Raw genomic sequence first — 26,905 nt, 5'->3', positions numbered from 1 at the left:
AGGAGCGATTATAATGAAACAATTCAAAGGTAAAAAAGTCGTATTAGTAGGTAATGGTGCAGTAGGTTCAAGTTATGCATTTTCAATGATAAACCAAGGTATTTGTGATGAATTTGTCATCATAGATTTAGATAAAAAGAAAGTAATCGGGGATGTCATGGATTTAAATCATGGTACAGTTTATGGACCATCACCAATTAAAGTTAAATCAGGTGATTATAAAGATTGTCATGATGCAGACTTAGTTGTGATTTGTGCAGGTGCAGCGCAAAAACCAGGTGAAACAAGACTAGATTTAGTAGCAAAAAATATGAAAATTTTCAAATCAATCGTTACTGAAATTATGGATTCAGGATTTGATGGTATATTCTTAATTGCAACTAACCCAGTAGATATATTAACATATGCAACTATGAAATTCTCAGGTTTACCAAAAGAACGTGTAATCGGATCAGGTACTATATTAGATACAGCAAGATTTAGATATTTATTAAGTGAAGAATTCGATGTCGCACCACAAAGTGTACATGCAAACATTATCGGTGAACATGGTGATTCAGAATTACCAGTATGGTCACATGCCAATATTGCAGGTAAACCATTAAGAAGTATTATTGAAAAAGATGAAACACGCAAACATAGAGTAGAAGAAATATTTGTACAAACTCGAGATGCAGCATATGAAATTATAGAAGCAAAAGGTGCAACTTATTATGGAGTAGCAATGGGGTTAATGCGTATTACAAAAGCCATTTTAAATAACCAAGATGTGGTGTTAACAGTGTCTGCATATTTAGAAGGCGAGTATGGACATGAAGGTGTATATATAGGCGTACCAACACTTATAAACAGATCAGGCATTAGAGAAGTTATCGAGATGCCATTAGATGAAGAAGAAAAATCATTATTCGATAACTCTGTTAAAGTGTTGAAAGATATACAAGCACCATTTGAAAAAGAATTTTAAGAGGAAGATATATCAGGGATTTAATATACGAAGACGGTAGTACCGACAAAATCTAGAAACGATTTTGTCGGTATTTTTTTGGTGGTGACAGTTTGAATTAAGTGGCGAATGTGAAAATGAAGGGGATTAAAGATATAAGATAGTGGAAGATGTGAGTTAAAGGCGGAGTAAACCCACGAGATTGTAAAACATGTGAGTTAAAGGCGGAGTAAACCCACGAGATCTGGAAAGACGTGAGTTAAAGTAGGAATAAACTCATGAGATTCGGAAAGACGTGAGTTAAAGTAGGAATAAACTCATGAGATTCGGAAAGATGTGAGTTAAAGGCAGAGTAAACTCACGAGATTGAAAAAGATGTGAGTTAAAGACGAAGTAAACACACGAGATCAAGAAACATGTGAGTTAAAGACGGAATCAAATAAAAGAGTCTTTTATTTATAATCGGCATGTTGAGGGGATTTGAGGATTGTGGTAGTATCTATATGTCTGTTAAAAAATATAGAGGAGGTAAGGTCATGAAAAATAGAATTTTACGAGATATGATATTAATTTTGGCAGGGTCTTTTATTTTTGCTACGGGTGTTAATGCCTTTATCATTTCTGCTAATTTAGGTGAAGGTGGCGTAACTGGGGTTTCTTTAATCTTACTTTATGCATTCGACATTTCACCTGCATGGTCTACGTTTATTTTAAATGCTATTTTAATTGCGTTAGGTTATAAATTTTTAAGCAAGAGAAGTACTGTTTATACGATAATAGCTGTTATTGCTATTTCTGTATTTCTAGGTCTAACTGACTCTTGGGTTGTGCATACGAATGAAATTTTAATTAATACAATCTTTGGTGGTTTCATGGTTGGTCTAGGTATAGGACTAATTGTATTATCTGGTGGTACGACTGCTGGAACGACGATTCTTGCTCGAATAGCGCATAAGTATTTAGACGTTAATACATCATATGCTCTATTATTCTTTGACCTTATCGTCGTGATGTTCTCACTAACTGTAATGCCTTTAGAAAAAGCGTTACTTACAGTGATTTCATTATATGTAGGAACAAAAGTGATGGACTTTGTAATTGAAGGTCTAAATCCTAAAAAAGCCGTTACAATCATTTCTCAAAATCCTGATCAAATCGCTAAAATGATAGATGAACAAATTGGTCGTGGTTGTACGATTCTAAATGGTAGAGGCTATTATTCTAAGAAAGATACAGATGTCTTATATGTCGTTATTGCGAAGACACAACTTTCTAGAACAAAACGCATGATTAGAAAATTCGATGAAAATGCATTTGTCGTTGTCCATGATGTAAGAGACGTTCTTGGAAATGGCTTTTTAGTAGATGAATAATAATGTTAAGAGGTTGGAATACGTTAAGTGTTCCAACCTCTTTTTGTGAACGGAATACGAAAATATTCAGAAAATGATAGAAAAAGATACTATTAAATGCTATAATACATGAATATGAATGATGATAATGATTATCATTTACGGATATATACAATTAATGAAAATGTCATATAAATAGAGTTAATTTTAATGGAAAGAGGGTTCTTTATGAATCGTTTAACGGGAGAAGCTATTTCAATAGGTTATGGTGAAAAATTAATAGTTAATGAATTGAATCTTGAAATACCAGATGGCAAAGTGACTTCTATAATTGGACCAAATGGTTGCGGTAAGTCTACTTTATTAAAAGCTTTAAGCCGTATATTAAATGTACAAACAGGTCAAGTGTTATTAGATGGTAAGAATTTACATTCAACTTCAACTAAAGAAATAGCTAAAAAAATTGCTATTTTGCCACAATCTCCTGATGTTGCAGATGGATTAACAGTTGGAGAACTTGTATCTTATGGTAGATTTCCTCATCAAAAAGGTTTCGGTAGATTATCTAAACAAGATAAAGAGGAAATTGAATGGGCTTTAAATGTAACAGGTACACATGAATTTAAATATAGATCGATTAACGATTTAAGTGGTGGTCAAAGACAACGTGTTTGGATTGCAATGGCTCTCGCACAAAAAACAGATATCATCTTTTTAGATGAACCAACTACTTATTTAGATATTTCACACCAATTAGAAATTTTAGAGCTTGTACAAGAATTAAATAAAGAACAAGGTTGTACAATTATTATGGTATTACATGATATTAACCAAGCAATTCGTTTTTCAGATCATTTAATTGCTATGAAATCTGGTGAAATTGTTGCACAAGGTCAAACAGAAGAAGTTTTAACAAATGAAATATTGGAAGAAGTCTTCAATATTGATGCAGAGCTTTCTACAGACCCACGTACTGGAAAACCAATGCTTGTAACATATAATTTATTATGTAAGCACTATACGAAGTTATAAAGGATGGCAACTCAATGACTCAGACTAAAACATTAAAAGTTAATCGCTATCCCATTATATTAACAGTTACAATCATATTACTTGTAGCTGTTTTACTTCTGTCATTTTTATTTGGTGCAAAGACGACTTCGATACAAGTGGTTTATGATGCGATTTTTCATTATAATCCAAAAATAGAAGAACATAATATATTAAGAGAAATAAGAATTCCGAGAGAAATAGGTGCTGTTATTGTTGGTATGGCACTTGCTGTATCCGGTGCTGTCATGCAAGGTGTTACACGTAATGGCTTAGCTGACCCTGGTTTATTAGGGCTTAATGCTGGTGCGAGTATGATGCTTGCTTTAACTTTAGCCGTTATACCTAATGCAGGTTATTTCACATTAATGCTTGCTGGATTTATAGGTGCTGGTATAGGTGGCATACTCGTTATGAGTGTAGGATCATCTAAACGAGGTGGGTTCAGCCCAATGAGATTAGTACTTGCTGGTGCGGCAGTATCTGCGCTTTTAACAGCTGCAAGTGAAGGGATTGCTTTAATATTTAGATTAAATCAAACATTAACATTCTGGAGTGTTGGTGGTGTAAGTGGTACAACTTGGAAACAACTTATGATCTCTACACCGATTGTTATTGTTATTTTAATTGTCCTTATTATCATGAGTAGACAACTTACAATACTTAGTTTAGGTGATACACTTTCAAAAGGATTAGGTCAAAATAGTACATTTGTTAGATACACGAGTCTAATTGCTACAATGTTCCTAGCAGGTATAGCGGTTTCAATCGTTGGACAAATCGCATTTGTCGGATTAATGGTGCCACATATTGTTCGATTCATGGTTGGAACTGATTATAAACGTGTGATACCTTTATCAGCAGTTCTTGGAGGTTTTATCCTGTTATTTGCAGATATGATTGCAAGAATGTTAGGAGAAGCACCTATTGGAGCTGTTATCTCAATTATCGGTGTGCCGTTCTTCCTTTATCTTGTAAGAAGGGACGGTAAAATATTATGATACATCCTAAAATAATTAAAAAGCAGCGTATTACATTTATTATATTAGTTATCGCACTTATTGCTTCTATGGGATTTGCTATGACCACTGGTGAATTTAATATGTCCTTTACACAATTTTTTAAGACGATTTTTGGACAAGGTAATGAACTAGATACAATGGTATTATTTGAATTTAGAATGCCTAGAATGCTCATCACAATACTTGCAGGTGCAAGTTTAGCGTTAAGTGGTGCAATCCTACAAAGTATTACGAAGAATCCTTTAGCAGAACCAGGTATTCTTGGTATTAATGCAGGAAGCGGATTTATGATTACACTTTTTCTTGTTGTTGGTACGATAAAAGCAGGAGATTTTGTATATGTATTACCAATTGTAAGTATGCTCGGCGGTTTAGCAACTGCAATGGTTATTTTCATATTCAGTCATAAACGTGGAGAAGGTATAAACCCTGTAAGAATGGTCTTAATAGGTGTAGGTTTATCTACTGCTCTGAGTGGTGCATCTATTACAATTATGTCTACATTTGATCAAGATCAAATGGAATTTATCGCAAGATGGTTTGCAGGTAATATATGGGGAGATGAATGGCCGTTTGTGTTCGCATTTATCCCATGGTTAGCTATTGTCATGCCATTCTTATTCTATAAAGCAAATGTATTAAATGTATTAAGTACGAATGAACAAATTTCCGTTTCTTTCGGTATTAATAATAATAGAGAAAGAATACTACTTGTATTCTTAGCTGTTGTATTATCTTCAGCTGCAGTTTCAGTAGCAGGCGGAATTGGTTTCGTCGGCTTAATGGGACCACATATAGCAAGAAGTATTGTTGGACCGAGACACCAATTATATTTACCAATTGCAGTGTTAAACGGTGCGATTTTACTTGTTGTAGCAGATACAATTGGCAAAATTGTATTAGAACCTAACGGACTTCCAGCAGGTATTATCGTTGCAATAGTTGGTGCTCCGTATTTCTTATACTTAATGCAAAAATCAACGCATATATAATAATGAACTCTCTTTCTATAATGGAAGAGAGTTTTTTAGTTTTTAATTACTACAAATTTTAAGATTTATTAACATGTTCCAAAAAAGTTTACTTAAATTATAAAATTTAGTTTTCAAAATCGTTTTAGGGGTATAACTATGAGTAGTAATAGAACTTTACATAGGAGGTGCAGTTGCCAGTGAGAAGATTAAAGAATTTTTTCCTAGGCTTATTCATAATAGTAGTTGTAGGCACGCTTCTTTTTATGTACTTGGATATTAACCAAATTAAGAGCTATCAACAAGAATTATTAAAATATAATTGGTTTGAACCAACGTTGATTGCTTGTGCAGGCGTATTAATATTCTTTGGTATATTGATGTTCTTAGCAACATTTAAACCAACACATAAAAAGCCAGGCTTACATCGTGACTATGAGGATGGTCACATTTATATTACGAGAAATTCAGTTGAAAAATGTGTTTATCGTACTATTCAAAAATACGATGAAGTACGTCAACCAAATGTTATTTCTAAACTGTATAATAAGAAAAATAAATCTTATGCAACAATCAAAGCTGATTTCTTTGTGGTTTCAGATACAGGTCAAATTCAAACATTAACTGATCGAATTAAATCAGATATTAAGGAAAATGTTGAGCATTTCTCAGAAATACCTGTAAAAAATATTGAGATTAATGTCAGAGATCAAAAATCGAGTGACACAAGAGTTTTATAAGACTAAGGATAGGAGGTTCCGATTATGCCAAATGAAAATCAAGATCCAAATCAATTCATTAATTTTATTAAAGAATATAAATGGAGAATTATTGGTTTTATCGCAATGTTAATATTAGCAGTACTATTTTTAACAATTGGTTTTTGGAAAACAGTTTTAATCCTAGTCCTATGTTTAATAGGTGTAGGATTGGGGTATATTAAAGATTGTACACAGCAGTTCTTAAATTTCTTAAATAGAATAAGTTAGACTGCTTACAATATAAATAATGCAAACAAATTATAAATTAAAGGGAGAGAATCTATTATGGCAAACGTAGACAACAATAAAGCAAAAAGTAGTTACAATGAACAAACAGGGGTAAATGAACAAGAGCGCGAAGCTCAACAACAACAAGCTCAAGCTCAAGAGCAACAATTTTCAAATACATTATCATTTTCAGATGAAGTAGTAGAAAAAATTGCTGGAATTGCTGCTAGAGAAGTTAGAGGTATTTTAGATATGAAAGGCGGCTTTGCTTCTAGCTTAACTGATCGTTTCACATCTGGAAATAACGTAACGCAAGGGGTTTCTGTTGAAGTAGGAGAAAAACAAGCAGCTGTAGATTTAAAAGTAATTTTAGAATATGGCGAATCAGCTCCTAAAATCTTCAAAAAAGTTGCGGACTTAGTTAAAGAGCAAGTTAAACATATGACTGGACTTGAAGTTGTTGAAGTAAATATGCACGTTGATGATGTTATGAGTAGAAAAGAATACGAACAAAAGAACGCATCATCAGATGAAGAAAGCCAATCAAAAAGCAATAAAGAATTACAATAAGGTATAAAAAAAGACGAGTGAGACATTTATCTCACTCGCTTTTTTTTATGCTTTTTGCGTCTTTGGTTGTTTCTTAATCGTTAAACAAATTAGGAATGCAATAAAGCTTAATGCACCTGCTACATATAGACTAGATACGACATTAAAGTATGATACGAATATACCACCTAATAATGAACCAGCGCCTATTCCTGCATTTAAACTAGACATGTTCCAACTCATTGCTGCACTTGTATCTCCTTCAATTTGAGAGATAATACCGATTTGGATAGGTGGATTTGATCCCCATTGGACAATGTTCCAAGCAAATACACCTATTAATGTAATAACAAGTATGGGTAAGAATTGTTCAAATACAAGCATGAGTACTGTATAAGTACTTAATGAAATTAATAGCCACTTTTTACTACCTAATGCATCTGTAATATACCCACCTAATGAAGTACCGATAATTGCACCGATACCAGCAACAAGTAATACGAGTGATACAATATTTAAATCATACCCATACACAGATAATAATGGACTAATATACGTTACGACTACATAATTTGCCGCTAATATAAGGAAAGTTATGCTTAAATATTTTACAATTTCTAACGGATGAACGACTTTGTAATCTTGACTTTGACTAGAAGATTCTACGGTATCTATTTTATTGCTTGCTACATTAAAAATAATAAGTATAAGTGCAATAATCCCTACTGTAGATATAAATACAAATGACATTCTCCAACCTACTAAATCACCTATTTTAGTGCCTAGAGGAACACCAAGTACGTTAGCTGCACTGAAACCAGTATATACAAGGCCAATCATTTTCCCGCGTTCGCTTGGATTTGAATACACAACAGTTAATGATAAAATCTTCACGACAATAATAGCAGCAGCCGCTGAAGATAATATTCTACCTATTACAAGTATTGTAAAGTTAGGTGAAATCGCAATTATCCCGTTTCCTAAAATAAATATAACCATACTTACTAATAATACAGTCTTTGGTGAGACGTTTTTAGTGAGTTTAACAAGTATGGGACCACTAATTGCGAATGTTAATGCATAAACTGTTACAAGTTGTCCTACAATTGCTTCTGACACATTCAAATCTTTACTCATTAAAGTAAGTATACCTGCAATCATTAGTTCAACCATTCCCACAACAAATACGCTTAACATAAATGTAATTAATCGAGGTTTCGACATCATATAACTCCTTCTCTTTGACATATAATCATGATTATAACAGTGTGATTTGTAAAAATACAGATAAAATTTAATACCCGAACAATCAGAAATTCAAGGTGTTTTTAAGGTATAAAATGAAAGATTTAATTGGAATTGGTCTATATATTATACGGATAATAAATAGATGTTTGAAAATTAAAAATATTTAAAGAAAAATTATAATAAATACATTGGTATATTATGATTAATAATTCTTTTATTTTTACTAAAAATAATGACAGCGCTTACATAAAAATATATAATAAAATTAGAGATGAATAGTATTGAATATTTATTAATTATTGTGTATAGTTAGTCTTGCGAAAAGGAGAGAAAGTATGAAAGAGACGAGCGTTTTAGTAGGAAGGTTAAAGTTTATTATATTATCAGTTTTAGGAATATATTTATTTTTAGTTCCCGTTACGGTAGTTGACGATAAAGGGGAGAAAGAAACAAGTTTACCTGTTGCATACCTTGCAAATACAGCTTTAGATTGGATAGGTGACTATGCTGGACTAATTATTATGCTTTTAATTAGTTTCTCTGCAGTAATGACATTAATCTATTCTACGATATTCAGTACTTCTACTAAGAGATCTATAGCGAATGAATTATTTAACGTCAATTGGATTTGGGTCGTCATTAGAATAATAGGTGCGATATTTGCAATATTCATTTATTTCGATTTTGGACCTGGTATAGTTGTAAATGAAAACACTGGATTGATGGTTTACAACGATTTATTACCAACATTATTAGCAGTATTTTTCTTTGCTGGTTTATTCCTTCCATTATTAATGGACTTTGGTTTATTAGAGTTTTTAGGGCCAATGTTTGCACCAATTATGAGACCAGTATTTAAATTACCAGGTAGATCCACTGTTGATAATCTTGCTTCATTTATTGGTGATGGAACTGTAGGCGTAATGATTACAAGTCAACAATATGAACAAGGCTTTTATACACGTCGAGAGGCAACTGTCATTGCGACAACATTCTCTGTTGTATCTATCACATTTGCAATTGTCATAGCTCAAACAATCGGCTTAATGGATTATTTCTTTAAATTTTATTTATCAGTTATCTTAGCTTGTGTTGTAGCAGCTTTTATAATGCCTAGAATTTGGCCACTTAAACAAATTCCAGATAAGTATTCAAACGGAAGTACTGAGCAATTAAATGAATCAATTCCTAAAACACATAATCCAATATCATGGGGATTTGAACAAGCAACTCAAAAAGCTGTAAAATCACCTGGCTTTAAACAATTCATTATTAACGGCGTGAAAACGGTATTGGATATGTGGTTAGCAGTACTACCTGTTGTTATGACAATTGGTACTTTAGCAACTATTGTGGCTGAGTATACACCAACATTTAGTATATTGGGTGCACCATTTGTACCATTATTAGAATTAATGCAAATACCATATGCAAAAGAAATGTCTGAAACATTATTAATTGGTTTTGCAGATATGTTCTTACCATCATTACTTATTAGTAATGTACCAAGTGATATGACAAGATTTATCGTAGGTGCTTTAAGTATTTCACAATTAATATATTTATCAGAAGTAGGGGGCGTTATACTCGGTTCGAAAATACCAGTAAGCCTAGGGAAACTATTTATGATATATATTATGCGTACAATTATAGCGCTACCTATAATCGTTATATTAGCTCATATATTCTTCTAAATTAAAAAAGCGACAGAGGCATGATGTGTCCCTGTCGTTTTTGTATGTTTGGGAATAGTTTTTATATAAGGAACTACAATATTTTGGGAGTGGAGAAAGATGTGAGTTAAATGGGTAGTAAACTCACGAGATTGTTGAACATGTGAGTTAAAGAGGTAATAAACTCACGAGATTAGAAAACATGTGAGTTAAAGAAGGAGTATACTCACGAGATTGAAAAAAATGTGAGTTAAAGAAGGAATAAACCCACGAGATTAGAAAACATGTGAGTTAAGCACTAAATAAACTCACATCTTACCCATTCCAGCCCTATAACCAAAAAAACAAACTGAACTTATATAAGTTCAGTTTGTCCGTATTTATATTATTTTGGGTCAATTGTTGTTTCGACTTTAGCGATTGCGATTTCAGATCCTAACATTGGGGATTCGCTTTTGTCTTTATTACTGTCTCCGCCGCGACTATGTGCTTGTTTAAATGCATCGCTCGTTTTCCATGCTTCGAAGTCTTCTAGTTCTTCCCACCACATATTTACATGTAATTCATCATTGTCATCAATGTCTTGCATGTTCCAAGTTTCAACTTTAATGAAACCTTTCATTTCTTGTAATGCGCCACCTTTAGTAAACATTGGTGCTAATTTTTCTGCATAACCTTTTTTCATTTTAATTCTATTTGTTACAACATACATTGTTATCTCTCCTATTCTTTTGGTGTTGGGTTAGTAGCCCAGATTTGTGCTGTCTTCATAAATGTTCTTGGTTGTAGTTTCAATTGTGATATGACTACGTCTGCTATATCTTCTGGATGCGTCATTGTATCTTCTTGTAATTGTGTTTCTCCAATTAAGTCTGTTAATACAGCTGAAGGGGTTAAATATGATACTCGAATGTTATGCTTTCTCATTTCTTGCATAATACCTTCAGTCATACCAATTACTGCATATTTAGTAGCAGAATAGATACTGCTTGTTGCACTGGCTTTTAAACCAGACATTGAAGCGATATTAATAACATCTCCGCTTTTTTGTCTTACGAGATGTGGTAATGCTTCTTGTAAGACGTAATATATACCTTTAACATTTGTTTCGAATAATTGATCAAACTCAGATTCACTTACATCTAAAAATGAATTGTTCTTCATAATACCTGCATTATTTATCACGATATCAATAGAGCCTAATGCATGATATGAATCTTCTATAAAACGTTGCACATCTTTTTGGTGCGCAATATTAGTTTCTTTATAAAATACTTTGACGTCATATTGTTTAAGTTCATCGGCTGTTGCTTTTAAAGTATCAATATTTCTACTTGCAATTGCAACGTTGACGCCTTCGTGAGCTAATGCAATCGCGATTGATTTACCGATACCTTTAGAGCCACCTGTAATGACTGCATTGAGCCCTTTTAAGTCTCTTAACATATTGATCACCACTCCTTTCTTATATGTTAGCATGCTTTAAAAATGTATCATAATAATTCAATTTGAAAATGCCATATAAATAACACCACGAAGTCAGTGTTATATGACTTCGCGGTGTTTATTTAAAATGCCTGAAAGTTTGAACTTAAGCTTCTTTAGTAAGTTCGTTGTAAACTTTCTTATCAGCATGTGTATAAATAATGTATTCTTTATCATTTGTTTCGATAATCACACGATTTGTTTTGCCAAAAGTTGAGCCAATTCTTACGATATGATCTTGGGCTTCATTAGACAAAGCGTGAATATCTTGATCCTCTTTAATGTTTTTAATTTCATTATTTGGAATTGTAATGTCCGCTACTCTCCATTGAATATGAACTTGATTATTGTCCTTTGATACTCTCATTGCCATATCTAAACACATCCTTTTGTTTGATGACTACATCATAACGCATTATGTATCCGTTTTCAATAGAAAAACGAGAAAATGTGTTATATTTTTTATTTATTATGTCATACTAATTGATAAAAGTATTTTTATGCAATATATTGAATAACTATTTACAAACAGAATCGTATGTTGTAATATTATCTTTATAAATAAATAAGGAGCTGGTTTCATTGGGACGAAGTTATCTATGTTGAAAGAATTAAACAAGACAAGTTTTTTAAAAGAAGTTGATTTTTCTAAAGCAGAATTAGAATCGCTTATTGATTTGGCAATGGAATTAAAATTCAAAGAAAAGCATCAGATCCCACATCGTTATTTAAACGGGAAACATATCGCTTTATTATTTGAAAAGCAATCAACAAGAACACGTTCAGCTTTCACAGTAGCTGCAACTAAGATGGGTGCAAGTGTGTCTTATTTAGGTAAAGATGATTTACAGTTAGGTAAGAAAGAATCTGTTGAAGATACAGCAGTCGTACTTGGATCCATGTTTGATGGTATTGCTTTTAGAGGATTTGAACAAAAGACAGTAGAAGATTTAGCTCAATTTTCCAACGTGCCTGTGTGGAATGGCTTAACAAATGAGTGGCATCCTACACAAATGTTAGCGGACTTTATGACAATTAAAGAATACTTTGGTACATACGAAGGAAAGACTTTGACATTTATAGGAGATGGACGCAATAATGTTGCGAACTCATTGCTCGTTACGAGTGCAATTTTAGGTGTGAATATTCATATTGTTGCACCATTATCACTCCAACCAAATGAAGAAGTTCAAAATATGGCATTGTCATTTAGTAAAGAATCTGGAAGTGAAATATTAATTACAGATAATATCCAAGAAGGTATTTACGGCAGTGATATCATATATACAGATGTTTGGTGTTCAATGGGTGAAGAACAACAATTGGAAGAACGCTTTGAATTACTCAAAGATTACCAAGTTAATCAAAACTTAATTAATTTAACAGGTAAAAATGAATCTTTATTTTTACATTGCTTACCAGCTATTCATGATTTGAATACTGAAATGGGCGCGCTATGCTTCGAAAAGTTTGGTGTAACATGTATGGAAGTGACAGATGACGTATTTAGATCAGATTATTCGAAAGTATTCCAACAAGCAGAAAATAGAATGCATACGATTAAAGCATTATTAGCTACAACTTGTGGCGATATATATTAATAATTAAAGGCTGAGACAAACATGTTTGTCTCAGCCTTTATTGCTTCTTGTTAACGAGCTTCTTTTGTTAATTTTTTTCTATTGCGATTAAGTTCTACATATTTACTGTAGCTATAAATAATGATACCTGCCCAAATAAAGATGAATGTAATAAATTGATCAACATCGAAATGTTCGTTCAATAAGAATATACCGATAAAGAACATGATAGTTGGTCCAATATATTGAATAAAGCCTGTTAATGATAGTGGTATTCTTCTTGCGCCAGCACTAAATAAAATAAGTGGAACAGCTGTAACAGCACCAGAAAGTAATAACCATCCGCTTGAACTGTTCATACCAAATGTAACGGCATTATGTTGTGATAAGTAGAAGATATAAATAAGTGCTGCTGGTAATGTCACGATACATTCTATCGTAATACTACTAAATGCATCGATATCTACAACTTTCTTGATCAACCCATAAAGCGCAAATGATGTTGCGAGTAATATTGATACGAATGGAAATTCGCCAACTTGAAAAGTCATATAAATAACGCCAATAAATGCAAATAAAATAGCTATCCATTGAGCTTTTGAGAATCGCTCGCCTAAGAAAATAAAGGCTAGGAAAATACTCATTAAAGGATTGATGTAATAACCTAGACTTGCTTGTAGTACATGGTGATTATTAACAGCCCAGATAAATGTACCCCAGTTCACTGTAATAATATAACCAGCGATGATAATAGCGAATAGCATTTTCTTTTGTTTAAATAATTTAATCGTTGCTGCTTTGAACATTGGAAATTGTTTTGTAAATAATAGCAGTAATAACATGAATACTGCTGACCATATAATACGATGTGCTAAAATTTCGAATGGTCCAATTTCACTTACGAGGTTCCAATAAATTGGTAGGACACCCCAAATAATATATGCAAATATTGCATAAATAATACCTTTTTTAAATTCTGACATGATTTAGGACTCCCACTGTGATTGAATAACTTCTGCTTGATCGTGATAAATATTCGATGCAATATTCGCAAGTAATCTTGCAGTTCGATTATCTATATCGAATCTTGGTGATAGCTCAGCAATACTAATGCTTGAACTTTTGTTTGAGTTTGTAACTAATTGTAAAATTGTTTGAACGATTTGAGGTTGTAAGCCCATAATACAAGGTGCACTTACTGCAGGCGCATAACTTACATCTATCGAATCTGTACATAATGTAATGAGGATTTCGTCATATCCTTCAATAAATGAATTAATAGAAGTAATCGTCTCTATTGATAAATGGCTACGAAGCTCATCTTCACGAATGTATTGGACGCCGTATTCATCAGCTCTTTCGAAGAGTGCTTTTGTGTTACCATTTTTCTGAATACCTAGCACGAAATAACCAACTTGATCATCTTGATCTAAAATCTGTTTAAACATTGTTCCAGAAGATGGTTTTTCTTCGTAATCTCTCATATCAAAATGTGCATCTATATTGATGATGCCAATTTTTTTGTCTTTGTTGGCTTTTCTTACGCCTAAATAATGGCCATATAATACTTCATGACCACCACCGATAATAACTGTAAAGTCATTATGTAATAATATGTTTGAGATTTTATCTCCAAGTTCTGATTGCGCTTCTTCCATTTTATTTTTGTGGCAAATGACATCTCCGTAGTCAGTTAAATGTAAATACTCATTATGTATTGGTAAAGGACTTAAGGCTTTTCTAAAATGTTTAGGACCATCTACAGCACCTGGTCGACCATTATTTCTAGAAACACCTTCATCGCATTCAAAACCTATAAGTGCCATATTAACTTGATGTTCGAATTCTTTCTTTGGTGTAATGTCTTCTTTCTCAATATGAATTGAGTCAACGATTTGATGAAATCTAAAAGCAGAACGCAATGTTGTACTATCTGTTCTACCTGTCCACTCATCCTTTTTAACATTTCTATACATATTTAATACCTCCTACATGTTACAATAGTTTTTACTAATGTTAGTTTATCATGTATGATATTCTTATGTTTTATTAAATGCTTAATTATTTTATAAGAAAGAAGTGTCTTTAATGAATAGTAAGAAAGAAAAAGCAAAAAGGCCTAGGAGTGATTCTATGAAATGGATTTATGGTCTCTTAACAGTTTGCTTATTATTTCTAGTAGCATGTGACAACCAAACTTCTAAGAATAATGAACATAATGATAATGAAAAATCATCTGAAACGACTACTACTGAAGAAAAAACAACTGCAGAATCAACAGAAGATGATGTTAAAACTAAAGAAGAAAAATCAAAACCAAATAATAATAATGAGAACGATCAAAATGATAATAACAATCAACAATCTACAGATGAAATTCCAGTAGAGGAAAATGTAAATGGTGTTAAACCAAACAATCATAATGAAACTGAAACGTTTGATACAGAAGCTTATACAGTAGCTAGAAATTGTTTATTAAATCAAGGTAACTCTCAAGCGGAATGTGATAAAGCAGAAAATACAATAGAATTTACGAGAGCTTGGCAAAATTTATCACGTGATGGTTATTTATGTAATGATGATGGCTGTTCATTACCTAAAGAAAATGATCAAAATAATCAAGGTCATCATGATCAACAACACTCAAACACAAATGAAGATTCTAACCAAGATTCTAATCAAGGATCAAATGAACAAAGTAATGAACCATACGAAGATGATAATAATCAAGCAGATCCATCTCGAAACACGAATCAACAGGATGAGAATGGAAATAGTGGAGAGCAAAGTCAAAATCGCGCTCAACAATCAAGCAACAATGAATCCACTCAAAGTAATCATCAGCAAGAAACACAATTAAACAAAGCAAGCTAAATAAAAAAACGTTCATCGCGAAGGATGAACGTTTTTTTAATTGTGAAATAAGGGGGTTATTTCAACAATGGTATAGGGTTATGTTTAATATGACTTACAACTATAGTTTAACAGGGATTAATGACAAATCAATACTTATGTGATTATTTTCACAATTTTGTCATTTGAATTGAAATTATGTGAGGTACATCACTATAAAGTCACAAAGTGTTCGTATACTTGTTCGGTATTTTGTGGTAAAATAAAATAAAGTAATTGAAAAGAGGACACATTAATATGACAGGAAAAACACATCTCTCATGCGGTATATTCATCGGGTCATCATTAAGTATTTATTATGGAGAAGATATTTTCACTTCATTTACCATTGTAAGTTTATGTGGTGTAGCGAGTTTGGTCCCAGATATTTGTCATTTCAAAAGTAATCTAGGCAAGAAAATATTTCCTATTAGTTTTATTATTAGATTAATTTTTGGACATCGCACGTTTACCCATTCATTATTATTTCTATTTTTAATATTTTGGGGATTGAGAAGCATATCCGCACCAGAACCATATTTAGTTTCGATTATATTGGGTATGTTATCGCATATTATTTTAGATATGTTAACACCAAGAGGCGTCAAACTATTTTACCCTTTAAATGTCTCAGTTAAATTACCCATTGTATTTAGAACAGGCGGTGTAATGGATTTAAGTCTATCTTCTGCATTTACCATTATCACGGTCGTTTTATGGTGGAAAGATATTTATCGATTGTTTACATAAAAAAGAAGCTAAGACAAAGGTAGTGTCTTAGCTTCCATTAAACATTATGTTATTTTCCGAATTTACCTTTTAAATCTTCGCCTTTTTCTTTAGCGAAGTCTTTACCTTTTTCAGTATATTCGTCTTTATTCTCTTCTACATGATCTTTACCTTTTTCAACTGCTTTGTCTTTTGCATCGTTAAACTTATCTCCTAAACTCATAATAAAATCCTCCTTGGCCTATTATATATAGGAATATATTGTGTTTAAACCAACACATTATTATAAATACCCATTTAATTTTGAAATAATCATTTTAATTATAAATTTTTTATGATATTTTTAGACAAATCGTTCTAAAGTCGTATAATAAGAATGAGTCAAATTTTCGGAGGTATTATAATGCTAGATGAAACAAACCTGAAAGAACATGGTCAAAATCACATTTTAGAATATACTAAAGTGATGAGCCAAAGCGAGAAAGAACAATTAGAATCTGATATTAATCAATTAGATTTAGATGAAATAGATAAACTATATCAAGATGTATACATAAATAGAAAGACAATAGATGTTGCAGATAATATAGAACAAGTTGAGTTTGAAGTTAAAGAGCAACTTTCAGAAGAACAACTGAAATCATACCGTTCACTTGGGATACAAGCGATTAAAGATGGTAAATTTGCAGTATTATTAATGGCTGGTGGGCAAGGTACAAGATTAGGTCATAAAGGACCAAAGGGTACATTCTCATTTAATGATAAAAGTTTATTCGAAAGACAAGCAGAGCAATTAAAGAAATTAACAGAAGAAATTGGCACGCCAATTCATTGGTATATTATGACAAGTGACGTAAATCATAAAGATACACTGTCATTTTTCTTAGAGAATAAATACTTTGATTACGATGAAAATTATATTCACTTCTTCAAACAAGATCACATTGTATCTTTAACAACGGATGGTCAATTAATTTTAGATACAAATAAAAGAGTGATGCGTACACCTAACGGTAATGGTGGTGTATTTAAATCTCTAGAGAAGACAAAGTTACTTGCTGAAATGAAAGAAAATGGCGTGGAATACTTATTCTTAAACAATATTGATAACGCTCTTGTAAAAGTGTTGGACCCTGAGTTTGTTGGTTTTACAGTAGAGCATAATAGTGATGTGACAACTAAATCTATTAAAGCACATAGTGGCGAAAAAGTTGGGCGTCTTGTATCAATAGATGGCAAAAAACGTGTATTAGAGTATTCTGAGCTATCTGAAGATGATGTTGATAAACTAGAGAATGCTAATATAGGTATTCATGTATTTAAATTAGATTTCCTTATAGAAGCGGCTTTTAAACCATTGCCGTATCATTTAGCAGTTAAGAAATTAAAACAATTAGATGAAGACTTCAGTGTTGTAGAAGTAGAATCATTGAAATTCGAATTGTTTTATTTTGATATTTTCCAATATGCAGACACATTTGCTACACTACAAGTAGATAGAACGAAAGAATTTAGTCCTTTAAAGAATAAAGAAGGACAAGACAGTATTGAAACAGCTCAAAGAGATTTGGAGAACAATCAACTATTATAAAAAGAGGTATATGAATGGAACAAATCAATCATACAAAGTCTCATCCTAGAAAAAACGGGAAAGTTAAGGAAGCATTTAAAGATATTATGCCACTTTCCTTTGGCGAAGAAGTCGGAAATGCAGTTTCACATGGTGTCCCTGCTTTCTTTCTGTTATTCTTCTTACCATACGCAGCAGTAGAAAGTTATATTAGTGATGGCGCACTTAAATCGACGAGTGTATCTATATATATTATAAGTATTATGCTGATGTTTTTATCATCTGCTATTTATCACTCAATGTCATCTTCATCACCTCAGAAATACATTATGAGAATTATTGATCATAGTATGATTTATATCGCAATTTGTGGGACTTATACTCCGATTGCATTATCCTTAGTAGGCGGCTGGTTAGGTTGGCTTATTATGGCAGTCCAATGGGGGATTACAATTTGGGGAATTGTATATAAATCAACAGCTAAGAACGTTAATCACAAATTAAGTTTAGCGATGTATTTAATCATGGGTTGGATGGGTGTTCTCATGTTACCAACAGTTATCAATAAGACATCGTTAATATTTATGTTGTTTATTTTATTTGGAGGTCTTAGTTATACAGTAGGTGCTTGGTTCTATGCTCAAAAAGATAAAAAGTACTTCCATATGATTTGGCACTTCTTCATTTTGATTGCTTCAGTATTTCATTTTCTAGCAATTATGTACTTTATGTAGGAGGATAAGATGAACTATCGTTTGTATTATACGGTTCTTACAATTATTATTTTAATTCAAGGCTATTTCTTTTATTACTTTGTATTTAGTGGCGGTAAACAAAATGGTTTACAGTTTATGGGCATTGTTTCACTTATATTCGGTCTAATATTAATATATGCATTTGTATTACTAATTAAACACCAACGTAGAAATAATAAACAAACGTTTAATGAACATCTTAAAAAAGGTGAACAAAGACGATTGAAATAAAGATAGCGAGCGGGATATGTAATCTCTTTAGAATATTGAGATTTCTATCCCGCTCTTTTTGTTATTTTTTTGCAAAACGGGTAAATAGATAATATTAAATGTTATACGATATGAATAGGGGGAAATCATAATGTCAGAAAAAAGAGATTTTGAAACATTCGATCGTGACAAGCTAAATATTAACGAAGAGATTCAGGGAGAAACAGTTGAAGATAGAAGCGGCCATAAAATTGACCAGACTGATGATCAGTTTCTCGATATGACCAAAGATGAAATTAAAGGTAAAAATCAAATTGAAAAGAAACTAGTAGAAGAACTTGATAATATTGTAGACCAAGGAGCAACATTGGAAAGACAAGAAGAAGTGACTAAGTTACACAGAGAATGGTTAACATATAGTTGGCCAAATTATTCAGAAGAGAAACACATAGAAATCATAAATATGTATGATGCAGATGATAGATATAAAGCATATTTTGGTGAAGAAAGAACGGAAGCATTAGTTGCTGCCGTTAAGCATGTCATACAATAAAAATTAACTTTATAAAATTAAAATAGGAGACATCGATTTTATCGGTGTCTTTTTTACTATTAAATATGTAGAATTAGAATAAACTTGAATGTATAAAGGGGCTGAATCGAATGAAAAAGTTATATCAGAACGGAACAATATATACAATGGAAAAACCAGATGATACATATGCAGGTGTAATTGTAGACAATGGTATGATAGAAGCTGTTTTATCACAAAAAGATTTAAACCAACTTCAAACAACGGATTATGAAACAATCGATTTAAAAGGTGGAACGATGTTTCCTGGATTTGTTGAAACACATATTCATGTTATGGGGACTGGTGTTTGGTTATCATCAGTCATTTTAAATGGTGAGACCAATATTGAAAATGTAAAACAAAAAATTAGACAGAAAGCCCAAACATTACAACCAGGTGAATGGTTAGTTGCTGAAGGTTATGATGAAAATTTATTAAATGGCATTAGACTTAATAAATTTGATTTAGATGGGTTATGCAAAAATAATCCGGTTATTGTTAAAAGAGTATGTAGACATGCAGCAATCGTAAATTCAAAAGCATTAGAGATTTTAGATATGACAAATGATGTAGAAAATCCTGACGGTGGTTCATATGAAAAACAAGAAGGTGAACTGACTGGTTGGCTATATGATACAGCTATGGAACCATTTGAAGAATTAGCTTCAAATGAAGATGAACAGTCTCTTACTAAACATTTAAATAACGCGATTACATATTTATATCAGTATGGTATAACAGGATCGCATACAGAAGATTTAGGATATTACGAAGATTATAAAGATGTCTTAAATGCTTATAAAACAGTTGTAGGGCCAGGTGAAGATCAAAAGCCATTTAGAGTACGATTGTTACGCCACTTTAGTGTTTATGAACAAATGATGGAAGAACAAGCGACTTTTGTTGATAAATGGATAGAACCTGATGCTATGAAATTTTATGCAGATGGTGCTTTTGGTGGCAGTACAGCATTGTTGAAAGAACCTTATTCTAATGATCCTACTGGAATGTATTATGGACTTGCGATATATACACAAGAAGAACTAGAAGAAAAAGTGAAAATCGCAAGAAAATATAATGGTGCGATAGCAGTTCATATGATTGGTGACAAAGCTTGTGAAATGGTATTGGATGCAATAGAAAAATATCCTGTGCAGAACGGACTCAGAGATAGATTAATTCATATTAGTACGTTAAATGAAGCGTTATTACAACGCGTTGCGAATTTACCAGTGATTTGTGATGTACAACCACAATTTATTACAAGTGATTTTCCATGGGTTCAATATAAAGTAGGCAAAGAGAGAGCAAGATATTTATATCCATTCAAGTCAATGTTAGACTTAGGTATTATAATAGGTGGCGGTTCAGATGCACCGATTGAAACTCCGAATCCGATGCTAGGTATTCATGCGGCAGTTAATAGACAAACGTACGGTGAAGAAGGTGCGTATTTCATAGAAGAAGCACTATCCGTATTTGATGCGTTACGGTTATATACAACGCTTGCGAGTGAGATTGGTCAAACAACTGACCGTACTGGAAAAATTAAAGTAGGATATGAAGCGGATTTCACTGTGTTAGATCAAAATCCATTTAAAGTTAACCGTCAAGATTTAGCACAAATTAAAGCTAAATTAACAATTGTTAACGGAAATATTGTATACGAAAGAGCGTGAATTATGACTAAGAACAAAGGAATTGTATTGGCTTTAGTACTGATTATGTTTATGAGTGCTATAGAAACATCAATCGTATCTTTAGCGACACCAACAATGCAAAAAGACTTTAATATTGATACGGAAGTTGCATTAATCTTTACAGTATATTTAATAGCGGTTGTGTTTATGACACCAATAGTTGGTGAACTTGTAAAGAGAATTAATATTAAGTTAGTGGTGTTATTAGGGATATCTGTATTTATTATTGGAAGTGTATTTTGTGGGTTAAGTGAAATGACACATAGTTTCCCGTTGCTTGTCATTTCTAGAATCATCCAAGGTTTAGGTGCAGGTGTCATGATGACATTAGGTCAAGTTGTACCTAAACTTGCTTTTCCAATTCCGAGAAGATATAAAGTGATGGGTATCGTTGGTAGTGTTTGGGGTATATCTAGCATTGTAGGACCACTGTTAGGTGGGGCAATATTAGAATCTTTAAACTGGAGCTTTCTATTTTATATCAACGTACCTATAGCTTTAGTTTCAATGTGGTTGGTTATTAAGTATTTTAATTTTGAACAAGAAAAAGTAGAAAAAACTAAATTAGATTATAAAGGCTTATTCATATTTTATGGCGTAGTCGCAAGCTTTTTACTAATTGTTGCAGAACATATACCATTTATTGTACGTATGATTTGCTTCGTGTTATTAGTTGGATTTGTCGTATTACTCTATAGAGTTGAGACACGTATGCGAAATCCATTTGTACCCGTTGAAGCATTTAATAGAAAAATCATTCTCGTGTTGTTTACCGATATGATTTATTCAACAATGTTAATGGGCTACACTATTTTTATGCCAATCTATTTACAAAATGAACAAGGCTTTACACCATTACAAAGTGGTTTAATCATTTTTCCAATGTCGGTAGGTTGGTTGTTTATCACGTTTGTACTTGGTAGATTAGATCAACTTAAATTGAAATTTATTTATATGTTAGCTTTCTTGGCAATGTTTGCTGGCAGCTTTGCTATATTAACAGGCGTCGAATGGATTGTAATCATTCCATTTGCTGTTTTTGTAATGGGTGTATCATTTGGTACGGTATATACGAAAGATGTTGTCGTTGTTCAAGAAGAAGCGCCTCATCACCAATTAGGTTCCATGATGTCGATTTATACATTGTTTAAGACGATAGGTAGTACAACTGGTTCTTTAATTGTTTCTTCAATATATGTATTAAACATTTCATTTTTAAGTTACGGCGTTCAAAATATTATGTTGTATATTATGTCTGTAGTCGTTACATTGACGATTATATGGTCTATTGTATTTAAAGAAAAGAGAAGAAAAAGTTTTTAAAGGTAAAACATATTTAGAGGGAGTCACAATGTATGAAAAGAAAAAATAAGCGTTTTGATATTTTTCATTTATTGTCCATATTGATTATTATAAGTATTTTCACATTGTCTGGTGCAATTTTTATTGTACTACTTTCTTTTGGTATGTTTGGATTAAGCAGAATTTTAATTTATTATGGCTTAGCAGAATTCAATTACAATAAAAGTATGATAGATAACTTGTTCTATTATGGTAGTTATATATTGTTTGGATACTTTACACTTGTCGCTATAGAATTTTTATTAGATAGATTTAAAAATAGACTGAATGATAATCCGTATTTCAAGGGCATGACTTTCCATTTATTAACGATAACTGTTAGCACGATTATGTTTTATTTCACAGTACATATATATTATTCACAAATCAAAATTGAGTTTTGGGTCATATTAGTCATTATCACTGTTTTATATATATGTACTGAAATTTTCTATCCAGATAGCAAAAATTTAAATCGATGAAACATTTATTTTGATTTCCGAAATAAAATAGTGCATAATAGCAAAGGTATATTTGGAAGGAGTTGAAACCATGAATGTTCAGGACATTTCAAAAGGTAAAAGAAATTTAGTAGTAGCTGTTATGTTAGTAAGTGCCTTTGTGGCGATTTTAAACCAAACCTTATTAAATACAGCAATACCTGAAATCATGGTACATTTAAAAATCGATGCCAACCAAGGTCAATGGTTAATGACAGGATTTATGTTAGTCAACGGTGTTATGATACCGGCTACAGCATTTTTAATGGATAAATTTAATACAAGACCACTTTATTTAATGGCGATGTTATCATTTACAATCGGTACGTTAGTTGCCGCTTTATCGCCTAACTTCGGAATATTAATGTTAGCAAGAGTACTTCAAGCAATGGGTGCAGGTGTTATGATGCCTCTTATGCAATTTGTACTCTTTAATTTATTCCCTAAAGAGAAACGTGGTTTTGCGATGGGTATGGCAGGTCTGGTTATCTCATTCGCCCCAGCATTAGGTCCAACATTGTCTGGTTATCTCGTTGATAACTTTAGTTGGAGAAGTCCATTCTACACAATCATTCCATTCGCGGTTGTAGCATTAGCTTTTGGTGCGAAATACTTAACGAATATTTCTAAACCAAAAGATGTTCACTTAGATGTACCATCTATTATTCTATCTACAGTAGGCTTTGGATCTTTATTATATGGATTCAGTAGCGCAGGATCTCTAGGATTCACATCACCAATTGTTATCGTTACATTAATTGTTGGTATTGTAACGTTAGTAATCTTTGTATTTAGACAGTTAAAATTAGAAACCCCATTATTGAATATAAGAGTATTCAAGTATAAAACATTTGCACTAACAACAATCATTGGTGTGTTCTCAATGGTATCTTTAATAGGACCATCTTTATTAATGCCGATGTATATGCAAGATGCAAGAGGTTATTCAGCATTAATCTCTGGTTTACTATTGTTGCCAGGTGCAATCATTACAGGTGTTATGTCACTTGTGACAGGTCGTTTATTCGATAAATATGGTGCGAAATGGTTGGCAATCATAGGTTTTACAATCATTACAGTGACAACGTTCATGCTTGCATTTCTAAATGATAGTACGTCATTATTGTATTTAATTGTTGTTTATTCAATTAGAATGTTTGGTGTTTCTATGATTATGATGCCTGTTAATACTGCAGGATTAAATGCAATTCCAAACGAAGTGTTATCTCATGGTACAGCGATGATGAATACACTAAGAACAATCGCTGGTTCAATTGGTACAGGTATATTAGTAACAATTATGTCAATTGGTGCTAAGAATTTTGAACCTTCAAAAACACAATTAGAATTTGCCAATGCTGGTAATACTGCGAAGATATTACAATCTGAAGCAATGATTCACGGTATCAATATTGCTTTCTTAGTATTGACTGTTATTGTATTTTTCGGAGTTGTCTTATCTATATTTATTAAATCAGAAAATAAACATAGTAATACAAGAATACCGAATCATTCAAAATAAGTAGATTTAAAGGCTGAGATTATGATCTCAGCCTTTTTTTTGAACAATAAACTACCTGTATGTTTAAATTTTTTGTTACACTTAATATAATGATAAGTAGATAATTATTTTAGAAGGGGAGTCGTAGATTTTGTTATCAGTAGAACAGGTTAAAGAACTTGTGGGAGCGTTACATGATCCGATTGTAGATGTACCACTTAAAGAAACAGGCGGCATAGTTGAAGTTAGCATTAAAGAAGAAAAAGAACATGTGAGCGTTAAAGTTGCCATAGCTAAACTAGGTGGGCAACCACAACTTGATTTACAAATGGAAATTGTAGATCTCTTAAAAGAGAATGGTGCGAAAACTGTTGGGATAAGATTTGATGAATTACCTGATGATGCATTAGAAAAATTCAAAGGTGTAATGGAAGAACAAACTATAGAAGGATTATTATCTAAAGATAATCCAGTAGAATTTATTGCGATTGCTTCAGGTAAGGGCGGTGTTGGTAAATCAACAGTAGCTGTTAACTTAGCTGTATCTCTTGCAAGAGAAGGTAAGAAAGTAGGACTTGTTGATGCTGATATTTATGGATTTAGTGTTCCAGATATGATGGGTATACAAGAAAAACCAGAAGTTGAAGGCGAACAAATTATTCCTGTTGAGCGTGAAGGTGTTAAAGTTATTTCTATGGCATTTTTCGTTGAAGAAAATGCACCTGTCATTTGGAGAGGTCCAATGCTAGGAAAAATGATCACAAGTTTCTTTACAGAAGTTAAATGGGGAGAATTAGATTACTTAATACTTGATTTACCACCAGGTACTGGTGATGTAGCTTTAGATGTACATACAATGTTACCTTCAAGTAAAGAAATTATTGTAACGACACCTCATCCTACTGCAGCATTTGTTGCAGCAAGAGCAGGTGCAATGGCTAAACATACTGAACATTCTATTTTAGGTGTAATCGAAAATATGTCTTATTTCCAAAGTAAAGAAACAGGAAATAAAGAATATGTATTCGGTAAAGGCGGCGGTGCAAAATTAGCACAAGAACTTCAAACGACGTTATTAGGTGAGCTTCCATTAAGTCAACCTGAGTGGGATGAAAATAACTTTTCACCTTCTATCTATAAAGAACATGAAGATTTAGGTAAAGTTTATAGTCAAATTGCTAAGAATATCATTAATATAACAGAGGAAGACTAGTACGGAGGTAAGCAAGTGACTTTAAAATATTTAATTCAATTTTACAGAAATACACTTTTAATAGGTGTAGTTGTGACATATATTGCATCACTTATCTTTGGATATGATAAAGTAACGAAATATTTATTTGCTGGAGAAATAGGTGAGTTTGTAGCTGCTTCAATATGGTTCTTAGTTGTAGGACTACTTGTAGCAACTATAAGTCAACTTGCATATTTCATCTATTTATTCATAAATCAATTAGGCATAGGTATCTTTGGAAAGATATGGCCGCATGTACAAATCGTTGTAACTGTATTTGCTATATTTGATTTAGTGTATTTTAGATTTTTAAGATTTGGTGGAACAGATCAAATTTTATCATTTGTTTGGCTACCAATCGTTGTTGTTATTTTTGCAATCATCACAAGTAATATAAAAAACAAACAATCTAAAAAGAATTTATGGATTCCATCTATGTTTTTTATGGTTGTTATGACAACTGTAGAACTTATACCATTTTTAAGAGTGGAAGATACAAGTTGGATTTATCTTACAATCTTTGGATTATTATTATGTAATGCTTATCAATTAATTACATTACCTAAATATAATGCGTTGTCTCTTGAAGAGAGAAAAGCAAAGAAATCAAAGTTAAATAATGACAGTAAATCATTGAAGAAATGATAAAAAGCACAAGATTAAATTCTATTTACACCTTAATCTTGTGCTTTTTATATTTTTATTAAAAAAGATGATAAATAGTGTTGACTTTTAAAACCCCTCTTGATATTATATAAAAGTCGCTGAAAACGACAGCACAACAACGAAAAAAGTTATCAAAACTTTTTCTTGAAAGTGTAAAATTGACTCTTGTTAATACGAAATAAATGTTATATATTTATAAACGTGTTAAAAATAAGTTAACAAAATTAGTTGAAAACAAACATTGTTTTTAGTACAATATTGTTTAGACGCAAATTAGATGAACATTGAAAACTGAATGACAATATGTCAACGTTAATTCCAATAATTGAGTACTGAAAGTACTTCAGAGTGATTGGCTTAACCAATCA

29 protein-coding genes are annotated in these 26,905 nt (G+C 32.1%); 22 read left to right on the top strand and 7 right to left on the bottom strand.

All coding sequences use genetic code 11. The annotated features are described in order from the left end of the window. Positions 1-13: 13 nt before the first annotated feature. The 8 genes from LQ694_RS12455 to LQ694_RS12420 all read left to right on the top strand — a co-directional run bounded on the left by LQ694_RS12455 (position 14) and on the right by LQ694_RS12420 (position 6,900). Positions 14-967, top strand: coding sequence for an L-lactate dehydrogenase (locus LQ694_RS12455; RefSeq protein ID WP_218697171.1), 954 nt, complete (start codon positions 14-16; stop codon positions 965-967). Between the two features lie 515 nt (positions 968-1,482). Then, the gene (locus LQ694_RS12450) at positions 1,483-2,319 is read left to right on the top strand and encodes a YitT family protein (RefSeq protein ID WP_048540065.1); all 837 of its coding nucleotides are present in this window, start codon (positions 1,483-1,485) and stop codon (positions 2,317-2,319) included. A gap of 207 nt (positions 2,320-2,526) precedes the next feature. Further along, on the top strand, positions 2,527-3,330 hold the full coding sequence (locus LQ694_RS12445; RefSeq protein WP_048540067.1) for an ABC transporter ATP-binding protein: 804 nt from the start codon (positions 2,527-2,529) through the stop codon (positions 3,328-3,330). A gap of 14 nt (positions 3,331-3,344) precedes the next feature. Then, the gene (locus tag LQ694_RS12440; protein WP_058612543.1) at positions 3,345-4,349 is read left to right on the top strand and encodes a FecCD family ABC transporter permease; all 1,005 of its coding nucleotides are present in this window, start codon (positions 3,345-3,347) and stop codon (positions 4,347-4,349) included. Then, positions 4,346-5,362 (top strand): FecCD family ABC transporter permease, encoded by a 1,017-nt coding sequence (locus LQ694_RS12435; protein WP_048540071.1) that lies wholly within the window; start codon positions 4,346-4,348, stop codon positions 5,360-5,362. The genes LQ694_RS12440 and LQ694_RS12435 overlap by 4 nt, the downstream gene beginning before the upstream one ends. A 179-nt stretch (positions 5,363-5,541) precedes the next feature. Continuing rightward, entirely contained in the window at positions 5,542-6,081 is a 540-nt protein-coding gene (gene amaP / locus LQ694_RS12430; RefSeq protein WP_231493146.1) for an alkaline shock response membrane anchor protein AmaP, read from the top strand. Positions 6,082-6,102: 21 nt separating this feature from the next. Beyond that, a complete protein-coding gene (locus LQ694_RS12425; protein ID WP_369919472.1) occupies positions 6,103-6,330 on the top strand; it encodes a DUF2273 domain-containing protein in 228 nt (75 codons plus the stop codon). A 57-nt stretch (positions 6,331-6,387) separates the two neighbouring features. Then, the gene (locus tag LQ694_RS12420; RefSeq protein ID WP_049320919.1) at positions 6,388-6,900 is read left to right on the top strand and encodes an Asp23/Gls24 family envelope stress response protein; all 513 of its coding nucleotides are present in this window, start codon (positions 6,388-6,390) and stop codon (positions 6,898-6,900) included. A gap of 45 nt (positions 6,901-6,945) precedes the next feature. Here LQ694_RS12420 and LQ694_RS12415 read toward each other — a convergent pair whose 3' ends face one another. Next, positions 6,946-8,103, bottom strand: coding sequence for an MFS transporter (locus LQ694_RS12415; protein WP_049320918.1), 1,158 nt, complete (start codon positions 8,101-8,103; stop codon positions 6,946-6,948). A gap of 359 nt (positions 8,104-8,462) precedes the next feature. On the opposite strand from LQ694_RS12415, the gene LQ694_RS12410 reads away from it, so the two are divergent. Continuing rightward, positions 8,463-9,821 (top strand): YjiH family protein, encoded by a 1,359-nt coding sequence (locus LQ694_RS12410; protein ID WP_058612542.1) that lies wholly within the window; start codon positions 8,463-8,465, stop codon positions 9,819-9,821. A gap of 364 nt (positions 9,822-10,185) precedes the next feature. Here LQ694_RS12410 and LQ694_RS12405 read toward each other — a convergent pair whose 3' ends face one another. From LQ694_RS12405 to LQ694_RS12395, 3 genes are all read right to left on the bottom strand, one after another. After that, entirely contained in the window at positions 10,186-10,512 is a 327-nt protein-coding gene (locus tag LQ694_RS12405) for a heme oxygenase (RefSeq protein ID WP_096791737.1), read from the bottom strand. An 11-nt stretch (positions 10,513-10,523) separates the two neighbouring features. Beyond that, positions 10,524-11,246 carry an SDR family NAD(P)-dependent oxidoreductase gene (locus LQ694_RS12400; protein ID WP_048540079.1) on the bottom strand — a complete coding sequence of 241 codons (723 nt, stop codon included), beginning with the start codon at positions 11,244-11,246 and terminating at the stop codon, positions 10,524-10,526. Positions 11,247-11,391: 145 nt separating this feature from the next. Continuing rightward, positions 11,392-11,658 carry a SunI/YnzG family protein gene (locus LQ694_RS12395; protein WP_025904965.1) on the bottom strand — a complete coding sequence of 89 codons (267 nt, stop codon included), beginning with the start codon at positions 11,656-11,658 and terminating at the stop codon, positions 11,392-11,394. A gap of 226 nt (positions 11,659-11,884) precedes the next feature. Here LQ694_RS12395 and argF point away from each other — a divergent pair, with 226 nt between their 5' ends. After that, a complete protein-coding gene (gene argF / locus LQ694_RS12390; RefSeq protein ID WP_096791739.1) occupies positions 11,885-12,886 on the top strand; it encodes an ornithine carbamoyltransferase in 1,002 nt (333 codons plus the stop codon). A gap of 50 nt (positions 12,887-12,936) precedes the next feature. Here argF and rarD read toward each other — a convergent pair whose 3' ends face one another. Together rarD and hutG are read right to left on the bottom strand one after the other, a co-directional pair. Beyond that, positions 12,937-13,848, bottom strand: a complete 912-nt coding sequence (gene rarD / locus LQ694_RS12385; RefSeq protein WP_179296646.1) for an EamA family transporter RarD — start codon at positions 13,846-13,848, stop codon at positions 12,937-12,939. 3 nt (positions 13,849-13,851) lie between these two features. Further along, on the bottom strand, positions 13,852-14,841 hold the full coding sequence (hutG, locus tag LQ694_RS12380; protein WP_058612539.1) for a formimidoylglutamase: 990 nt from the start codon (positions 14,839-14,841) through the stop codon (positions 13,852-13,854). A 157-nt stretch (positions 14,842-14,998) separates the two neighbouring features. Here hutG and LQ694_RS12375 point away from each other — a divergent pair, with 157 nt between their 5' ends. Next, complete coding sequence (locus tag LQ694_RS12375; RefSeq protein ID WP_204200795.1) at positions 14,999-15,739, top strand: hypothetical protein; 741 nt, start codon at positions 14,999-15,001, stop codon at positions 15,737-15,739. Positions 15,740-16,015: 276 nt separating this feature from the next. After that, complete coding sequence (locus LQ694_RS12370; RefSeq protein WP_218697173.1) at positions 16,016-16,507, top strand: metal-dependent hydrolase; 492 nt, start codon at positions 16,016-16,018, stop codon at positions 16,505-16,507. A 49-nt stretch (positions 16,508-16,556) separates the two neighbouring features. Here LQ694_RS12370 and LQ694_RS12365 read toward each other — a convergent pair whose 3' ends face one another. Continuing rightward, positions 16,557-16,709: a hypothetical protein gene (locus tag LQ694_RS12365; protein ID WP_164961651.1), complete on the bottom strand. Its 153-nt coding sequence runs from the start codon at positions 16,707-16,709 to the stop codon at positions 16,557-16,559. Positions 16,710-16,889: 180 nt separating this feature from the next. Here LQ694_RS12365 and LQ694_RS12360 point away from each other — a divergent pair, with 180 nt between their 5' ends. From LQ694_RS12360 to LQ694_RS12315, 10 genes are all read left to right on the top strand, one after another. Further along, positions 16,890-18,077 (top strand): UTP--glucose-1-phosphate uridylyltransferase, encoded by a 1,188-nt coding sequence (locus tag LQ694_RS12360; RefSeq protein ID WP_231493145.1) that lies wholly within the window; start codon positions 16,890-16,892, stop codon positions 18,075-18,077. A 14-nt stretch (positions 18,078-18,091) separates the two neighbouring features. Then, positions 18,092-18,790 carry a PAQR family membrane homeostasis protein TrhA gene (gene trhA, locus LQ694_RS12355; protein WP_049321035.1) on the top strand — a complete coding sequence of 233 codons (699 nt, stop codon included), beginning with the start codon at positions 18,092-18,094 and terminating at the stop codon, positions 18,788-18,790. Between the two features lie 9 nt (positions 18,791-18,799). After that, entirely contained in the window at positions 18,800-19,042 is a 243-nt protein-coding gene (locus LQ694_RS12350) for a hypothetical protein (protein WP_048540094.1), read from the top strand. 130 nt (positions 19,043-19,172) lie between these two features. Beyond that, positions 19,173-19,574, top strand: coding sequence for a TipAS antibiotic-recognition domain-containing protein (locus LQ694_RS12345; protein WP_218697177.1), 402 nt, complete (start codon positions 19,173-19,175; stop codon positions 19,572-19,574). Positions 19,575-19,684: 110 nt separating this feature from the next. Further along, entirely contained in the window at positions 19,685-21,274 is a 1,590-nt protein-coding gene (locus LQ694_RS12340; protein WP_218697178.1) for an amidohydrolase, read from the top strand. A 3-nt stretch (positions 21,275-21,277) separates the two neighbouring features. Next, positions 21,278-22,618, top strand: coding sequence for a multidrug efflux MFS transporter SdrM (sdrM, locus tag LQ694_RS12335; RefSeq protein ID WP_218697179.1), 1,341 nt, complete (start codon positions 21,278-21,280; stop codon positions 22,616-22,618). Between the two features lie 32 nt (positions 22,619-22,650). Beyond that, complete coding sequence (locus LQ694_RS12330; protein ID WP_048540101.1) at positions 22,651-23,118, top strand: SepA family multidrug efflux transporter; 468 nt, start codon at positions 22,651-22,653, stop codon at positions 23,116-23,118. Between the two features lie 70 nt (positions 23,119-23,188). Then, positions 23,189-24,658 carry an MDR family MFS transporter gene (locus LQ694_RS12325; protein WP_218697180.1) on the top strand — a complete coding sequence of 490 codons (1,470 nt, stop codon included), beginning with the start codon at positions 23,189-23,191 and terminating at the stop codon, positions 24,656-24,658. A 130-nt stretch (positions 24,659-24,788) separates the two neighbouring features. After that, positions 24,789-25,850, top strand: coding sequence for an Mrp/NBP35 family ATP-binding protein (locus LQ694_RS12320; RefSeq protein ID WP_218697181.1), 1,062 nt, complete (start codon positions 24,789-24,791; stop codon positions 25,848-25,850). 15 nt (positions 25,851-25,865) lie between these two features. Continuing rightward, the gene (locus LQ694_RS12315; protein ID WP_218697182.1) at positions 25,866-26,516 is read left to right on the top strand and encodes a KinB-signaling pathway activation protein; all 651 of its coding nucleotides are present in this window, start codon (positions 25,866-25,868) and stop codon (positions 26,514-26,516) included. Positions 26,517-26,905 lie beyond the last annotated feature (389 nt).

It is taken from the genome of Mammaliicoccus sp. P-M58 (assembly GCF_022386165.1).
GTDB classification, from domain to species: Bacteria; Bacillota; Bacilli; order Staphylococcales; family Staphylococcaceae; genus Mammaliicoccus; species Mammaliicoccus sciuri.
The sequence above is the reverse complement of the archived record's forward strand: the minus strand, read 5'-3'. Positions and strand labels throughout refer to the sequence as shown.

Bases quoted from the DNA above. Each gene is read 5' to 3' on its own strand.
- LQ694_RS12455 (WP_218697171.1), top strand. From the start codon at position 14: ATGAAACAATTCAAAGGTAAAAAAGTCGTATTAGTAGGTAATGGTGCA.
- LQ694_RS12450 (WP_048540065.1), top strand. From the start codon at position 1,483: ATGAAAAATAGAATTTTACGAGATATGATATTAATTTTGGCAGGGTCT.
- LQ694_RS12445 (WP_048540067.1), top strand. From the start codon at position 2,527: ATGAATCGTTTAACGGGAGAAGCTATTTCAATAGGTTATGGTGAAAAA.
- LQ694_RS12440 (WP_058612543.1), top strand. From the start codon at position 3,345: ATGACTCAGACTAAAACATTAAAAGTTAATCGCTATCCCATTATATTA.
- LQ694_RS12435 (WP_048540071.1), top strand. From the start codon at position 4,346: ATGATACATCCTAAAATAATTAAAAAGCAGCGTATTACATTTATTATA.
- LQ694_RS12420 (WP_049320919.1), top strand. From the start codon at position 6,388: ATGGCAAACGTAGACAACAATAAAGCAAAAAGTAGTTACAATGAACAA.
- LQ694_RS12415 (WP_049320918.1), bottom strand. From the start codon at position 8,103: ATGTCGAAACCTCGATTAATTACATTTATGTTAAGCGTATTTGTTGTG.
- LQ694_RS12410 (WP_058612542.1), top strand. From the start codon at position 8,463: ATGAAAGAGACGAGCGTTTTAGTAGGAAGGTTAAAGTTTATTATATTA.
- LQ694_RS12405 (WP_096791737.1), bottom strand. From the start codon at position 10,512: ATGTATGTTGTAACAAATAGAATTAAAATGAAAAAAGGTTATGCAGAA.
- LQ694_RS12400 (WP_048540079.1), bottom strand. From the start codon at position 11,246: ATGTTAAGAGACTTAAAAGGGCTCAATGCAGTCATTACAGGTGGCTCT.
- LQ694_RS12395 (WP_025904965.1), bottom strand. From the start codon at position 11,658: ATGGCAATGAGAGTATCAAAGGACAATAATCAAGTTCATATTCAATGG.
- argF (WP_096791739.1), top strand. From the start codon at position 11,885: ATGTTGAAAGAATTAAACAAGACAAGTTTTTTAAAAGAAGTTGATTTT.
- rarD (WP_179296646.1), bottom strand. From the start codon at position 13,848: ATGTCAGAATTTAAAAAAGGTATTATTTATGCAATATTTGCATATATT.
- hutG (WP_058612539.1), bottom strand. From the start codon at position 14,841: ATGTATAGAAATGTTAAAAAGGATGAGTGGACAGGTAGAACAGATAGT.
- LQ694_RS12375 (WP_204200795.1), top strand. From the start codon at position 14,999: ATGAAATGGATTTATGGTCTCTTAACAGTTTGCTTATTATTTCTAGTA.
- LQ694_RS12370 (WP_218697173.1), top strand. From the start codon at position 16,016: ATGACAGGAAAAACACATCTCTCATGCGGTATATTCATCGGGTCATCA.
- LQ694_RS12365 (WP_164961651.1), bottom strand. From the start codon at position 16,709: ATGAGTTTAGGAGATAAGTTTAACGATGCAAAAGACAAAGCAGTTGAA.
- LQ694_RS12360 (WP_231493145.1), top strand. From the start codon at position 16,890: ATGCTAGATGAAACAAACCTGAAAGAACATGGTCAAAATCACATTTTA.
- trhA (WP_049321035.1), top strand. From the start codon at position 18,092: ATGGAACAAATCAATCATACAAAGTCTCATCCTAGAAAAAACGGGAAA.
- LQ694_RS12350 (WP_048540094.1), top strand. From the start codon at position 18,800: ATGAACTATCGTTTGTATTATACGGTTCTTACAATTATTATTTTAATT.
- LQ694_RS12345 (WP_218697177.1), top strand. From the start codon at position 19,173: ATGTCAGAAAAAAGAGATTTTGAAACATTCGATCGTGACAAGCTAAAT.
- LQ694_RS12340 (WP_218697178.1), top strand. From the start codon at position 19,685: ATGAAAAAGTTATATCAGAACGGAACAATATATACAATGGAAAAACCA.
- sdrM (WP_218697179.1), top strand. From the start codon at position 21,278: ATGACTAAGAACAAAGGAATTGTATTGGCTTTAGTACTGATTATGTTT.
- LQ694_RS12330 (WP_048540101.1), top strand. From the start codon at position 22,651: ATGAAAAGAAAAAATAAGCGTTTTGATATTTTTCATTTATTGTCCATA.
- LQ694_RS12325 (WP_218697180.1), top strand. From the start codon at position 23,189: ATGAATGTTCAGGACATTTCAAAAGGTAAAAGAAATTTAGTAGTAGCT.